General features: G+C 60.3%; 14 protein-coding genes. 9 read left to right on the top strand and 5 right to left on the bottom strand.

Annotated elements, in window-relative coordinates:
- Positions 1–29 precede the first annotated feature (29 nt).
- The 3 genes from AC1RO0_RS03535 (at position 30) to ligA (ending at position 4,819) form a co-directional block, all read left to right on the top strand.
- Positions 30–899: an outer membrane protein assembly factor BamD gene (locus AC1RO0_RS03535; protein WP_498591561.1), complete on the top strand. Its 870-nt coding sequence runs from the start codon at positions 30–32 to the stop codon at positions 897–899.
- A 12-nt stretch (positions 900–911) separates the two neighbouring features.
- Positions 912–2,585, top strand: coding sequence for a DNA repair protein RecN (recN, locus tag AC1RO0_RS03530; RefSeq protein ID WP_498591560.1), 1,674 nt, complete (start codon positions 912–914; stop codon positions 2,583–2,585).
- A gap of 80 nt (positions 2,586–2,665) precedes the next feature.
- The gene (gene ligA / locus AC1RO0_RS03525) at positions 2,666–4,819 is read left to right on the top strand and encodes an NAD-dependent DNA ligase LigA (RefSeq protein WP_498591559.1); all 2,154 of its coding nucleotides are present in this window, start codon (positions 2,666–2,668) and stop codon (positions 4,817–4,819) included.
- A gap of 40 nt (positions 4,820–4,859) precedes the next feature.
- Here the strand turns inward: ligA and AC1RO0_RS03520 are convergent, their stop codons facing one another.
- Positions 4,860–5,396, bottom strand: coding sequence for a GNAT family N-acetyltransferase (locus tag AC1RO0_RS03520; protein WP_498592373.1), 537 nt, complete (start codon positions 5,394–5,396; stop codon positions 4,860–4,862).
- 359 nt (positions 5,397–5,755) lie between these two features.
- Here AC1RO0_RS03520 and AC1RO0_RS03515 point away from each other — a divergent pair, with 359 nt between their 5' ends.
- Entirely contained in the window at positions 5,756–6,250 is a 495-nt protein-coding gene (locus AC1RO0_RS03515) for a CreA family protein (RefSeq protein WP_498591558.1), read from the top strand.
- Between the two features lie 265 nt (positions 6,251–6,515).
- Here AC1RO0_RS03515 and AC1RO0_RS03510 read toward each other — a convergent pair whose 3' ends face one another.
- The gene (locus AC1RO0_RS03510) at positions 6,516–6,980 is read right to left on the bottom strand and encodes a chemotaxis protein CheW (protein ID WP_007697141.1); all 465 of its coding nucleotides are present in this window, start codon (positions 6,978–6,980) and stop codon (positions 6,516–6,518) included.
- Between the two features lie 379 nt (positions 6,981–7,359).
- Between AC1RO0_RS03510 and AC1RO0_RS03505 the strand changes: the two genes are divergently transcribed.
- The 3 genes from AC1RO0_RS03505 to AC1RO0_RS03495 are packed head-to-tail and all read left to right on the top strand — an operon-like array spanning position 7,360 to position 10,017.
- Complete coding sequence (locus AC1RO0_RS03505) at positions 7,360–7,962, top strand: SCO family protein (protein WP_498591557.1); 603 nt, start codon at positions 7,360–7,362, stop codon at positions 7,960–7,962.
- A 7-nt stretch (positions 7,963–7,969) separates the two neighbouring features.
- The gene (locus AC1RO0_RS03500; protein WP_498591556.1) at positions 7,970–9,118 is read left to right on the top strand and encodes an FAD-dependent oxidoreductase; all 1,149 of its coding nucleotides are present in this window, start codon (positions 7,970–7,972) and stop codon (positions 9,116–9,118) included.
- Positions 9,119–9,138: 20 nt separating this feature from the next.
- A complete protein-coding gene (locus tag AC1RO0_RS03495) occupies positions 9,139–10,017 on the top strand; it encodes a 50S ribosomal protein L11 methyltransferase (RefSeq protein ID WP_498591555.1) in 879 nt (292 codons plus the stop codon).
- A gap of 208 nt (positions 10,018–10,225) precedes the next feature.
- On the opposite strand, the gene AC1RO0_RS03490 is transcribed toward AC1RO0_RS03495, so the two are convergent.
- A complete protein-coding gene (locus AC1RO0_RS03490) occupies positions 10,226–10,366 on the bottom strand; it encodes a hypothetical protein (RefSeq protein WP_368509868.1) in 141 nt (46 codons plus the stop codon).
- Positions 10,367–10,707: 341 nt separating this feature from the next.
- On the opposite strand from AC1RO0_RS03490, the gene AC1RO0_RS03485 reads away from it, so the two are divergent.
- Positions 10,708–12,543 carry an aminopeptidase P family protein gene (locus AC1RO0_RS03485; protein WP_498591554.1) on the top strand — a complete coding sequence of 612 codons (1,836 nt, stop codon included), beginning with the start codon at positions 10,708–10,710 and terminating at the stop codon, positions 12,541–12,543.
- 34 nt (positions 12,544–12,577) lie between these two features.
- Here the strand turns inward: AC1RO0_RS03485 and AC1RO0_RS03480 are convergent, their stop codons facing one another.
- Positions 12,578–12,889: an AzlD family protein gene (locus tag AC1RO0_RS03480; protein WP_498591553.1), complete on the bottom strand. Its 312-nt coding sequence runs from the start codon at positions 12,887–12,889 to the stop codon at positions 12,578–12,580.
- A 2-nt stretch (positions 12,890–12,891) separates the two neighbouring features.
- The gene (locus AC1RO0_RS03475) at positions 12,892–13,614 is read right to left on the bottom strand and encodes an AzlC family ABC transporter permease (protein ID WP_498591552.1); all 723 of its coding nucleotides are present in this window, start codon (positions 13,612–13,614) and stop codon (positions 12,892–12,894) included.
- A gap of 235 nt (positions 13,615–13,849) precedes the next feature.
- Between AC1RO0_RS03475 and AC1RO0_RS03470 the strand changes: the two genes are divergently transcribed.
- Positions 13,850–14,101, top strand: coding sequence for a DUF2164 domain-containing protein (locus tag AC1RO0_RS03470; protein WP_498591551.1), 252 nt, complete (start codon positions 13,850–13,852; stop codon positions 14,099–14,101).
- Position 14,102 lies beyond the last annotated feature (1 nt).

Below are 14,102 nucleotides of genomic sequence, written 5' to 3'. Positions count from 1 at the left end.
GCAACAACGGCTAGTGGGACAGTCATCCGATGGGTTTTTCAGGGTCTGAAAGCATGAAGATTACAGCACGGGCTTTGCTCGTATCGCTTCTCCTGGCCGGTACCGGTGCGGTGGTAACTGGTTGCAATACGGACAAGGACATCGACATCAGTAAGCTCGGTGTCGAGACCGATCCGCCGGAAACCCTCTATAATCAAGGCCTTGCTAACATCAAGGCCGGCAACATGGCGGAAGCCGGACGTAAGTTCGACGCCATCAACCAGCAGCAGCCGTTCTCCGAATGGGCGCGCAAGGCGCTGGTGATGAGCACCTTCGTCAAGTATCGCACCGGCCGTTACGACGACGCCGTGCAGTCGGGTAATAGCTATCTCAAGCAATATCCCGGCTCTGAAGATGCCGATTACGTGCAGTATCTCGTTGGTTCGTCCTATGCCAAGCAGATCGTCAGCGTAACGCAGGATCAGCGCGCGGCGCAGCAGACGATCGAGGCGATGAGCAAGGTCGTCACCAACTATCCGAGCTCGCAATATGTCAGCGATGCGCAGGCCAAGATCCGTTTTGCCCGCGACCAGCTCGCCGGCAAGGAAATGCAGATCGGCCGTTACTATCTTGAGCGCAAGGATTACCTTGCGGCCATCTCCCGCTTCCGTATTGTCATCGAGCAATACCCGACGACGAATCAGATCGAAGAGGCTCTGGCTCGCCTGGTTGAAGCCTATTATGCCATGGGCATCGTTCAGGAAGCACAGACGGCAGCCGCGGTTCTGGGTCACAACTATCCGGATAGCCGTTGGTACGCCGATTCCTTCAAGCTTCTGAAGACTGGCGGCCTTTCGCCGAATGAAAACGAAGGCTCCTGGATTTCGAAGGCGGGCAAGAAACTTCTTCTTGGGACGTGAGATTGAGCGCGCATGCTGATCCAGCTTTCGATCCGCGATATCGTCTTGATCGAGCGGCTGGATCTTGCCTTCGAGACCGGGCTCTCGGTGCTGACCGGCGAGACGGGCGCGGGCAAATCCATCCTGCTTGACAGTCTGTCGCTGGCCCTTGGCGGGCGCGGCGATGGCGATCTCGTACGCCATGGCGAGGAACGCGGTCAGGTGACCGCGGTGTTCGATGTTGGCATGCAGCATGCCGCTCGCAAGCTTCTGCGCGAAAACGGCATCGACGACGATGGCGACCTGATTTTCCGTCGCACCCAATCCGCCGACGGCCGCACCAAGGCTTTCGTAAATGACCAGCCGCTCAGCGTTCAGCTGATGCGCCAGGCCGGCCAGCTCCTCGTCGAAATTCATGGACAGCATGACGATCGCGCTCTGGTCGACACCGACGCGCATCGCATGCTGCTCGACGCTTTCGCCGGTATTGCCGAGGACGTGCAGGGTGTCGGGCGGCTCTACAAGGTCTGGCGCGACACCGAGCGGACGCTCAGGAAGCAGCGCGAGCAGGTGGAAAATGCCGCCCGCGAAGCCGATTATATCCGCGCGGCGGTCGAGGAGCTGGAGAAGCTGTCGCCGCAGGATGGCGAAGAGGATGAGCTGGCCGAGAAGCGCTCGCGGATGATGAAAGCCGAACGCATTGCCGGCGACATCGCCGAAGCTTCCGAATTCCTGAATGGCAATGCCTCTCCGGTGCCCCATATCGCCTCGCTGGTACGCCGGCTGGAGCGTAAGAGCCATGAGGCGCCGGGCCTGCTTGAAGACACGGTAGCCCTGCTGGATGCGGCGCTGGACCAGCTTTCCAATGCGCAGATGGAAGTGGAAGCGGCTCTCCGCAAGACCGAATACGATCCGCGTGAACTGGAACGGGTCGAGGAGCGGTTGTTTGCACTGCGCGCCGCTTCGCGCAAATATTCCGTGCCGGTGACGGAGCTGCCGGCGTTGGCCGTGAAGATGATTGCCGATCTCGCCGATCTCGATGCCGGAGAAGAGCGGCTGGCACGGCTGGATGCCGAACTGGCCGTCGCCAAGGCGGCCTATGATGCCGCCGCGCACAGCCTCTCCGAAAAGCGTCATCATGCCGGTGAGGCGCTTGCCGCCGCCGTCATGGCCGAACTGCCGGCGCTGAAGCTGGAACGGGCGCGCTTCATGGTGGAAATCACCACGGATGCCGAAGGGGCCACGGCCGAGGGCATCGATGTCATCGAATTTCATGTGCAGACCAATCCGGGCACGCGTCCGGGACCGATCACGAAAGTCGCGTCCGGCGGCGAACTGTCGCGTTTCCTGCTGGCGCTGAAGGTGGCGCTGGCCGATCGCGGTTCGGCGCCGACGCTGGTCTTCGACGAAATCGACACCGGTGTTGGCGGTGCGGTGGCCGACGCGATTGGCCAGAGGCTCAAGAGGCTTTCCGATCGCGTGCAGGTGCTTTCCGTCACCCATGCGCCGCAGGTTGCGGCGCGCGCTGCCACGCATCTCCTGATCTCCAAGGGGCCGGTTGCCGACGGTTCCGAAAAGATCTCCACCCGCGTCGCCACCATGGCGCCCACGGATCGCACCGAGGAAATCGCCCGCATGCTTGCCGGCGCGTCGATTACCGAAGAGGCGAGGGCGGCGGCCAAGCGACTGTTGGCGGGCAACGGCTGAGAGCGTCAAGCCTCATCCTACGCACTTCCCATTCTGCAAATTTTCACTAAAACATCTCGGAAATCCGGGAGTGCGAATCCATGAGCAGCGAACAGAAGCCCGTCGAAGATTTGACCGAAGAAGAGGCAGCCGCTGCGCTTGCCTATCTGGCAGCCGAGATCGCGCGCAATGACGCGCTTTATCACGGCAACGACGCGCCGGAGATTTCGGATGCGGAATATGATGCGCTGAAGCGGCGCAACGATGCCATCGAAGCGCGCTTTCCAGCACTCGTTCGCGCCGACAGTCCATCGCGGCGGGTTGGTGCTGCGCCGTCCGAAACCTTCATGCCTGTCGTGCACGCAAGGCCGATGCTGTCGCTCGACAATACTTTCTCGCAGGAAGACGTGCAGGATTTCGTCGCCGGCGTCTATCGCTTCCTCGGCCGGTTGCCCGACAACTCTATCGCCTTCACCGCCGAGCCGAAGATCGATGGGCTCTCGATGTCGATCCGCTACGAGAATGGCCGGATGGTGAGTGCTGCGACGCGCGGTGATGGCACGACCGGGGAAAACGTCACCGCCAATATCCGCACCATCAAGGAGATACCGCAGACGCTGCCGGCCGGCGCGCCCGCAGTCGTCGAGATACGCGGCGAAGTCTATATGGCCAAGAGCGATTTCCTGGCGCTAAACGCGCAGATGGAGGCGGAGGGCAAGCAGACCTATGTCAATCCGCGCAACACCGCGGCCGGCTCGCTGCGTCAGCTCGACGCCAAGGTGACGGCCAGCCGCAAGCTGAAGTTCTTCGCCTATGCCTGGGGGGAAATGTCCGACATGCCGGCTGACACACAGTTCGGCATGGTGCAGACATTCGGGAAATGGGGTTTCCCGGTCAATCCGTTGATGAAACGGCTGAACTCGGTCGCCGATATTCTCGCTCACTATGACGAGATCGGCCTTCAGCGCCCGGACCTCGATTATGATATCGACGGCGTCGTCTACAAGGTCGACAGCCTGGAATTGCAGGCGCGCCTCGGCTTCCGCTCGCGCTCGCCACGCTGGGCGACAGCACATAAATTCCCGGCTGAACAGGCGTTGACCCGGTTGCTTGATATCGACATCCAGGTCGGCCGGACGGGCGCTCTGACGCCGGTCGCGCGACTGGAGCCGATTACCGTTGGTGGCGTCGTGGTGACCAATGCGACACTGCACAATGCCGACTACATCAAGGGCATCGGCAACAAGGGTGAACCGATCCGCGACGGCCGCGATATCCGCGTCGGCGATATGGTGATCGTGCAGCGTGCCGGCGATGTTATTCCGCAGATCGTCGATGTCGTGCTGGAGAAGCGGGAGGCGTCGAGCGTCGCCTACGAGTTCCCCAAGACATGCCCGGTCTGCGGCAGCCATGCGGTACGCGATATCAATGAGAAGACCGGTAAGGTCGATGCGGTGACGCGCTGCACCGGCGGCTTTATCTGCCGGGCGCAGGCGACGGAACATCTGAAGCATTTCGTTTCGCGCAATGCCTATGACATCGAGGGTCTTGGCTCGAAGCAGATCGATTTCTTCTTCGAAAGCGACGACCCGGCGCTGCAGGTCCGCACCGCGCCCGATATCTTCACCCTGGAGAAGCGGCAGCAGTCATCGCTGACCAAGCTGGAGAATATCGATGGCTTCGGCAAGGTCAGCGTTTCCAAGCTTTATGCGGCCATCAACGAGCGGCGCGATATCGCCCTGCATCGCTTCATCTTCGCGCTCGGCATTCGCCATGTCGGCGAGACCACGGCGAAGCTCTTGGCGCGCTCCTATGGCACCTACGAAGCCTTTGAGGCTGGGATGAAGGAAGCCGCCCCGCTTGCGGGCGACGCGTGGAACGACCTCAACAATATAGAAGGCATCGGCGAAGTGGTCGCCCGCGCCGTCGTCGAATTCTACAAGGAGCCGCGCAACGTCGAGGTGATCTCGAAGCTGCTTGACGAGGTACGGCCGCAGGAGGCCGAGCAGCCGACCACCTCGGGTAGCCCGGTCGTCGGCAAGACGGTGGTTTTCACCGGCTCGCTGGAAAAATTCACACGCGATGAAGCCAAGGCCAAGGCCGAGAGCCTCGGCGCCAAGGTCTCCGGCTCGGTCTCGAAAAAGACCGACATCGTCGTGGCGGGACCCGGCGCCGGTTCGAAGCTGGACAAGGCGCGGGAGTTCAATGTGCAGGTCATGACCGAGGATGAGTGGCTGGAATTGATCGGCGGGTGATTGACCGGCGGCAGATCCATGGATCGCCGCCGATCCCCGCTCACATTTTGATCCGCGCCATCGTGAAGGCATCCACATACTTGCCGTTGCGAAACGCAAAGGCTTTGAGTCTTCCCTCGGTCTCGAAGCCGAATTTCTCATAGAGCCCGATAGCAGGCCCGTTGTCGACAAAGACGGTCAGTTCCAGGCGCTTGATCGCCAGCCAGTTGTCGGCGGCGTCGACGAGGGCCGCAAACAGCGCCGAACCGATGCCGCGGTCAGTAAAATCGTCGTGGACACCCATTCCAATGTGTCCGACGTGGATCTGTCGGCCGGCGTTGCGGCGCAAGCCGGCATTGCCGACGATTTGTCCCGCGAGCAAAGCGACAAGGCTGATCGCGCCAGGTGTCGGCTTTTCAAGCCATTGCCGGGTTTCCTCGATGCTCTGAAAGGGCAGGCGGAGTGTGCCGGCACGAAAGCCGGGCAGATTGGCAATAAGGGCGATGCCCTCAGCGTCGGATGGAGCTGCGGCTCGGATCTCCACTCCAACGGCTTTTCGTGGTTGTCGCTGGTCCGGTTCTTGCTGTCCTGAATTCATTTGGCTCTCCTTGAGGTTCAAGAGGAGAGCAAGGACTTCAAACCCTGCTCGCCTCGGCAGGGTTGAAGGGGATCGCAGTCAGCTTAACGCAACGCTGCTTCCACTCGCCCTGCAAGGGGTGAGGTGGTGATAAGATGCATCATGGTGGCGCCGTTTGCGATCATGCCGCCAGCTTCCGGTGCTTTTGCTTCGAAGTCAACAGACTTGCCATACCGCGCGAGGTTGTTTCCAGTCTTGGGGGGCCGAGCGGAAACTAAGAAGAGTGGGGGCGATCATCTTGCTCTCTTGCATCCCCCGAGCGCTATCTTACTTTAGCAATGCCGCCTGAACTCCCGGTGGCGCATGTCGGAGGATGATTGATGACGTCTTTGAAGTTGCCTGCTGCTCTTGCCGCCTCGTTCCTGGCGCTGGCACCTGTTTCCGCATCCGCCGAGGTCGTCGGCAAGGTCGGAGTGGATTGGACCGGCAATGATATTCTGGTCGATGCCGTGCCCGATCCGGGCGTGTCCGGCGTCACCTGTCACGTCACCTATTTCGACCGCAGCGTCATCGACCGGCTGAGAAAGGGCAATTGGTTCGAAGATCCCTCCAACAATTCGATCGCCTGCCAGCAGACCGGCCCGATCTCGATCGGCGATATCAACCTATCGCAAGGCGGAGAGGAAGTGTTTCGCGCCGGGCTGTCGCTGATCTGGAAGAAGCTGGTGGTCACGCGGATCTACGACAAGAAGAACGATACGCTGGTCTATCTTATTCATTCGCGCGAGTTGACCAACGGCTCGGCGAAGATGGCGATTTCCACTATCCCGTTGTTCGGTCAGACCGTGACCTGGAAGAACGGCAAGCCCAACTGAGATTGCTTGGCAGCTGGTTGAACAACCATGAAGTGGATTGTACCAAAAAAAGTTTAGCCTTTTAGTTGCCAAACTCACTTAAATGCTTCCGCATTGCGTCATTTTGGTGCAATTTTATGGGCGAACGTGGGAGTGCCACTTCCATCCGTTCACGGCCTGCATGATCCGCCCGCGCCGGCTACACCCCTGTTGGCGTCGGCTTAATAACACGATCGCCCTGAAGCAGCCGCTTCAGGGCGATTTTGGTTGGAGCTATTTTCCCGGATCAGGCTGCCTGCGCCAATTGCTCGGCGATGACGGTGTCGAGGTTGAGGAAGCAGACCATTGTCTTTTCCCTTGCCACGATGCCGCGGCAGAAAGCCCGCTGTGCTTCCGGAATGATTTCCGGTGGCGGCTGCAGGTCTTCGCTCTTGATGGTCATCATGTCGGACACCTGCTCGACCAGCAGGCCGACGAGCTTGCCGGCGATGTCGGTGACGATAATGGCGGAGCGTTCGGACGGCTCGGTCATTTTCATGCCGAGACGGCAGGCCATGTCGATGACCGGGATCACCGCGCCGCGCAGGTTGATGAGGCCAAGCACATAGGGCGGCGTATGCGGCATCGGTGTCACCGGCGCCCAGCCGCGGATTTCGCGGATGGCCATGATGTCGATGCAGAATTCCTGGCCGCCAAGATGGAAGGAGACGATCTCCAGATAGGCGCCCGATTGTTTGATGGCATTCGTCATGGTCAAGGACTTCCCGTTTGGCGCCGGCGGCACGCGGCAATGGCGATTGCAAGGGGGATCGGCTGGAGCGGTTCAATGCTGCTACAGCATCCGAAGGCTTTGGCGCTCGAAGGCGCTCGGCTGCTTCGGCGGGCGTCATGCCCTTCTGAATAAAGATGGATCTGCCGCAGGCCCTGCGGCCGGCGAATCTGACTTCGCCTATTGGATTTGATGTTGGCGCGGACTGGTTAGGATTGCTTTAACGCGAGGACGAATTCCGGTACTTGCGAAAACATCTTCTTGAATTGCGTCTCCCGGTGCGACCCGTTACACCCGGGCAATGATCGCCCGCCGTCTCGCATGCCGAGTGTTAGCCGGGCGTGGTGGGGAAGAAGCAGCGATGAAAACAGTGCGGATTGTTGTCTGGGTGGCCGTGTTGATCATGGCCGGAGTGCTGGGATGGTTGACCTTCGGGGGCAGCAAGACACCGGAGGCGGCAGCCGAAGGCCCCTATGGGGTGCCGTTTACCCTTACGGCGCAGAATGGCCAGCCGGTCAGCGAGCAGGCCTTTCGCGGCAAGCCAACGGCGCTGTTCTTCGGCTATACGCATTGCCCTGACGTCTGCCCCACCACCCTGTTCGAGATGAACGGCTGGATGCAGAAGGTCGATCCTGACGGTACCAAGCTCAATGCCTATTTCGTCACTGTTGATCCGGAGCGTGATACGCCGGCGATCATGAACCAGTATGTGTCCAACGTCTCGAACCGCATCACCGGGATTTCCGGCGATCCCGCCAAGGTGATGGACATGGTCAAGGGCTTCCGGGTCTACGCCAAGAAAGTTCCGCTCGACGAGAAGGATCCGAACGGCGATTATACCATGGATCACACCGCCTCGGTCTTCCTGCTTGACGCCTCCGGCCGCTTCGCCGGTACGATCGCCTATCAGGAGGATCCGGATATTGCGGTCAAGAAGCTGGAGAACCTGATCAAGAAGGGATAGGGCGCCCATGGAGGATAGGGCCGGGGGAGAGAGGAAATCCAAGTCCATCCTGATTGCGGGTGCGGGTCCGGCTGGCCTGACCGCAGCGCTCGAATTGGCCCGCCGCGGCTTTGCGCCTCGCATTATCGATGATGGCCAGGGGGCGACGCCCTTGGAAGAGAGCCGGGCTCTCGGTATCAATGCCCGCACATTGACGTTGCTTTCGCCATCCGGTGTGGCCGAGCATATTCTCACCGCTGCTCAACCGGTCGCACATTTCCGTATCCGGTCGGGGGAAAAGACCCTTGCCGATGTCGGTACAGGGGAGGTGCCGGGCCGCTTTGGCGCCATTCATTGTCTGGCGCAAGGGGCGACCGAACGCTTGCTGATCGAGGCGCTTGCCGCCTATGGTATCGCGCCAGAGTGGCAGACCGCGGTCGTGGCGGAGATGATCGCCGATACTCGGAAGCCGGAAGTGACGCTGCGACGCGCCGATGGCAGCATGGAAACTGTTCGTCCCGATATACTGATCGGTGCCGACGGGGCGCATTCTGCGGTGCGCAAGGCGCTCGGCGCCGGTTTCCCCGGCGAGGCGTTGGAGGCTTATTTCTATATCGCCGATTTTCGCTATGCCAGACCGGTGGACACGCATTTCGTTGAGATCACGCTTTGCGATCCCGGCATGATCGGGCGTCTGCCGGTGTCTTCCGATGTCCTGCGCTATATCTCGACGCAGGAGGATTTCGAAAGCCGCATCGTTCATCCGGATGTGGTTGCCGAGAAGATCTGGGTCTCGCAGTTCCGCATTCATTTCCGCCATGTCGAGCCGATGGCCAAGGACAATGTGTTCTTGGCGGGTGATGCGGCCCATATTCACTCCCCGGCGGGCGCTCGCGGCATGAATCTCGGCATAGAGGATGCCTGTTGGCTCGCCTGGCTCATTGCGGAAGGGCGCGAAGAGGAGTATTCGGCGCTCAGAATTCCGGCCGTGAAGCAGGTGCTGAAGCAGACCTATGGTTTGACCCGCCTGATCACCATGGAAAATGGGCTTGCGATCGCGATGCGCAATCTGCTCGCGCCGCAGCTTCTGGGTTTTGGGCCGTTCCGACGCAGGCTGCTTCATGGCGTTGCCGGCTATGATACGCCGAAGCCACCGTGGATCGACTGGGCTGAATAAGAGCAAGAGAGAGCGAAGAGTTGAGTGAAATCCGCCTTTACGTGACGACGACCGAGAAAAAGTCCGAACTGGTTCTCGATCTGATGACGCCGGTGTTCGAAGATGAAGAATTGCCGATTGCGACCAGCGAGATCGATGAGAAGAGCGACATCTGGGAAGCGTCGATCTATCTCTATGCGGATGACGAAGACGATGTGCGCGCGCGTTTTGCGGCTTTGCTGAAGCCGACCTTTCCCGAGCTTGTCATCAAAAAGGAAGTCATTCCCGATGTCGATTGGATCGCCAAGTCTCTGGAGGGCTTGAAGCCGGTCCGCGCCGGGCGCTTTCTGGTGCATGGTTCCCATGACCGCGACAAGATTGGCTCGAGCGATATCGCCATCGAGATCGATGCCGGCCAGGCGTTTGGCACAGGCCATCACGGCACGACGGCGGGTTGCCTGGAGACGATCGAAACGGTGCTTGCCAGCCGGCGGGTGCGCAATGCGCTTGATTTGGGCACCGGCAGCGGTGTGCTGGCGATCGGTGTGCGCAAGCTGCGCAATATCCCGGTTCTCGCCACCGATATCGATCCGATCGCCGTCCGTGTTGCCCGCGAGAATGTCCGCCGCAACGGCATCGCCTCCGGCATCACGCTGGAAACAGCACCTGGCTTTCACTCCACGGCCTTTTCCCGCCATGGGCCTTTCGATCTGATCATCGCCAACATTCTGGCCCGGCCGCTGATCAAAATGGCGCCGCAGCTGGTCGCTCATCTGGCACCCGGCGGCTCGGTCATTCTCTCGGGCATCCTCGCCACACAGCGCTGGAAGGTGCTAGCGGCCTATAATGGCGCGAAGATGCGCCATGTCCGCACCATCTGGCGCAACGGCTGGGTCACCATCCATCTCGACCGGCCCTGAGCCGGTCCATCTTCATTTGGGAGTGGCTTTTCAAGGTGCTTAAAACGCAAAAGGCGGTGCCGAAGCACCGCCTTGCAGATCGGCATTTGACCGATCTTGCCCGCGAGCGTGTGGAGGAGTGCTCAAGCGGGCTCTACCGTTCTGGTTCGATCCGGGTGGGAGGAGGAGTCCCGGTCCGATCCAATAGGAACGCTAGCTCTTGTAATGATTAGTAGCGACCGCCACGGCTTGCGGCGATGACCTTCGACGTTTCGACTTCGAGCTGACGAAGCGCGCCGATGGAGTGGCGTACGGTGCGCCGCTCGCCAGCCAGTGCCGGGCTAACATATGCGGAGCGAGAGATAGGCATTTTCATTGTCCTTTTCGAGCGGGCTCTTCGTGAACCCCGTTTGATGCGCTCCATATAGCGACTCGCCCTCTTGTGTGGCAGGGGGTATGCTTCATGGGAGCTATGCAATTAATGCATATTGCCTGCCGCTATGATGTCACAATCGATCTCGGTTGCTCACGAAATGGGCGAAATCGTTAACGGGCGACTCGCAGTGGCGACAAGCACCTCGGCTGGAAATTCCCGCCTGCTTATTCGTGCGTGCTCTCCAATGAAAATCGTGTCGCACTTGCCGTGATCATGCTCTAACATGCTGTTGCCGCTCAGTTTCGCGGATTCTCGGGTCATTTTCGGATTAAGCCATGTTCCAGTCTTTCGACGTCACGTCCACCCCGCAATTCGGTCGCGAGCGCGTCACCGGCCTGCGCGCCGCCTTCAGCGATCTTGGCATTGACGGCTTCCTTGTGCCCCGTGCCGACGAATATCAGGGTGAATATGTGCCCAAATGTTCGGAGCGCCTGGCCTGGCTGACGGGATTTACCGGATCGGCAGGTGTTGCGCTCGTGACACAGTCGCAGGCCGTTGTTTTCGTCGACGGTCGCTATGTGACGCAGCTGGCCGAGCAGGTGGACCGATCGGTGTTCACCGGCGGCGATCTCGTCGACGAGCCGCCGCATGTCTGGCTGCCTCGTCATGCAAAAAAAGGGTTCAAGCTCGGCATCGATCCGTGGCTGCATACCGGCGCTGAAGTCCGGCGGTTGGAAAAGGCTCTGACGGAAATCGACGGCAAGCTGGTGTTTCTGCCGCATAACCCGCTCGACAAGCTCTGGAGCGACCGCCCGGCCGAACCGCTTGGCGGCGTCATCATTCAGGATATCGGGCAGGCCGGTATTTTGGCGCGGGACAAGCTGGCGACCATTGCGGCCGATCTGAAGGCGAAGAACCTCAAGGCGGTGCTGATCACCGATCCGTCCTCGGTCGCCTGGATCTTCAATATTCGCGGCAACGACGTGCCGCATACGCCGCATCCGCTGGCGCGCGCCATCATCTATGCCGAGGGCGAGGCGGAAATTTTCCTCGACAAGCGCAAGACCAAGATCGAGGCGGAGGCTTACCTCACGCAGATCTGCAAGCAGCTTCCGCCTTCCGAACTCGTCAAGCGGCTGGCTGCTGCCTCCGCGAATGGCGGGCGTATCCTGGTCGATCCCGATCTGGCCTCCTATGCGCTGACCGATATCATCCGCCGCGAAGGTGGCGAGGTGGTGGAGGGCACGGATCCGGCCAAGCTGCCGCGCGCCCGCAAGAATGCCGCCGAAATCAACGGTTCAGCCGCCGCCCATCTGCAGGATGGGGCCGCCATGGTCGAATTCCTCTATTGGCTGGAGACCAGCAAACCGGGCACGGTGACGGAGATCGCCGCTGCCGAACGGCTGGAAGCAAGCCGCGCCCGCGTCGGCCAGAGCATGCAGAACCCGCTCAAGGATATTTCCTTCGACACCATCTCCGGTGCCGGGGAGCATGCGGCCATCATGCATTATCGCGTGACGACGGAGACAGACCGGTTGATCGAGGCTGGCGAGCTGTTCCTGATCGATTCCGGGGCGCAATATATCAACGGTACCACCGATATCACCCGCACAGTCGGCATCGGCACTGTTCCCGAGGAGCAGAAACGGCTGTTCACGCTGGTACTGAAGGGCATGATCGCCATCAGCACGGCCCGTTTCCCCAAGGGTACGCGTGGCTGCGATCTCGATCCGTTGGCGCGTATCGCGCTGTGGAAATCCGGCGTCGACTTCGCCCATGGCACCGGCCATGGCGTCGGCTCCTATCTCTCGGTGCATGAGGGGCCACAGCGCATCTCGCGGCTATCGACGCAGGAACTGCTCCCGGGCATGATCCTGTCGAACGAGCCCGGCTATTATCGCCCCGGTCACTTCGGCATCCGCATCGAAAATCTGATTTATATTCGTGATCCCGAGGAGATCGAAGGCGGCGATATCCCGATGCTCGGCTTCGAAACGCTGACTTTCTGCCCGATCGACCGCAGCGTTATCCTTCCGGAGCTGCTGACCCATGACGAATTGCATTGGCTGAACGACTATCACGCCCGGACTCGTGAAGCGCTGATGCCGCTGATCCACGATCCGGATATCAGGGCCTGGCTTGAGAATGCGACGCTGGAATTAAGCCATTGAAGCAACTTACCTTCTCCCTGCCGGGGAGAAGGTATCAGATTCCAGCAAAATGCCGCCACGCCATCACGACGACCCATCCCGCGATCAACATGAAGGTCGATGAAAACCGCAGGCCGACCAATAGCGCGGCGAACATCGCCACCTTCGTGTCCCAGCCACCGTTGAAGAAGGCGGGGGCGACGAGGGTTGTCAGCACGGCGGCGGGCACGGCGTTCAGCGCGGCTTCCACGCGCGGCGGAATGCGGGTCATCTTAACGATCAGGATGTAGCCGCCGATGCGCGTCAGGAAGGTGACGACGGCGGCCGTGAGGATCAGCAGGACCATATGCAAGTCGAAATCGAACATGGTCAGACCTCGTGATGTTCGTTGACGAGGTCGGGTTTGCGGTTCGCCTTCACCGGCGGCAGCATGGCGGCGAGGGCGACACCCGCGAGCGCGCCGATGCTGACATGCCAGGGCGAGCCGACATAGCGATAGGCGATGGCCGAGACACCGGCGCTGGCGATCACCACGGGCAGGAAATTGTCACGCTTGCGGAAGCCGATGACGATGCCGAGGAAATAGACCGGCAACAGGATATCGAGGCCGATCGCCTTGGGGTCTCCGATCATGCTGCCGAGCAAGCCGCCGATGAGGCTCAGCGCCACCCAGACGACATAAATGACGGCGGCGAAACCCAGATACCATGCGAAGGTGACAGGTTTGCCGCTCTCATGGCGCTTGACCGTTTCGGCAAATTGTGGATCGACCAGCAGAAAGAAGGTGAAGAATTTTTGGACCGGCGAGAAATGCCGGATATAGCGGGCGATCGCGGCCGAATAGAGCACATGGCGGAAATTGACCGCCAGAATCGACAGCACGATCAACCAAGCCTGAACGTTGTGGCCGAAGAGATCGATGCCCACCATCTGGCTGGCGCCGGCATAGACGGTGCCGCTCATCAGGGTGAGTTCGCCGAGCGACATGCCCTGGTCGTGCGCCAGGGCGCCGAACAACGCGCCGAATGGTGCCGCCGCGATGGCGACCGGAGTGCCGCCCTTCAGGCCCTCAAAAAAATCCGCGCGACTCATGGTCCGCTCTGTCCTTCATGGAAAGCCCAACACATAGCCCGCTAAATCCGCGTGGATTTAACGGGCTATGTGCGGAGCAAAAATACAACTGGCTTTGCGCGTCCGGTGGGATGCGCGGCGCACGGAGGAGCTGTAAGCTGGGCAGGGACCATCGGCAATTCAATTTCCTTGATAGGACAATCGATTCCGTTGAACAGCCGATGGGATATGTCCACGAAACGCCTGGGTGTCATCGATGAAGAAAATCACCTTCCCGAAGGAAGAAAAGGCCGCGATCGTGGTCCGCCTTCAGAAATACTTTGCCGACGAACTCGATCAGACGCTCGGCGTGCTGCCGGCTGAATTCCTGCTCGACTTTTTCACCACCGAAATCGGCCCGCATTTCTACAATCAGGGATTGCGCGATGCCCATGCGGCGCTGATGACCAAGATGGAGGATTTTGGCGAGGCGATCTATCTGCTGGAGAGGGAGGCGGAGAAGCGCTGAT

The sequence above is a fragment of the Rhizobium sp. GW821-FHT14E12 genome, from assembly GCF_058803745.1.
Note: the sequence above shows the minus strand (reverse complement) of the source record. Positions and strands in the feature narration are given on the sequence as shown.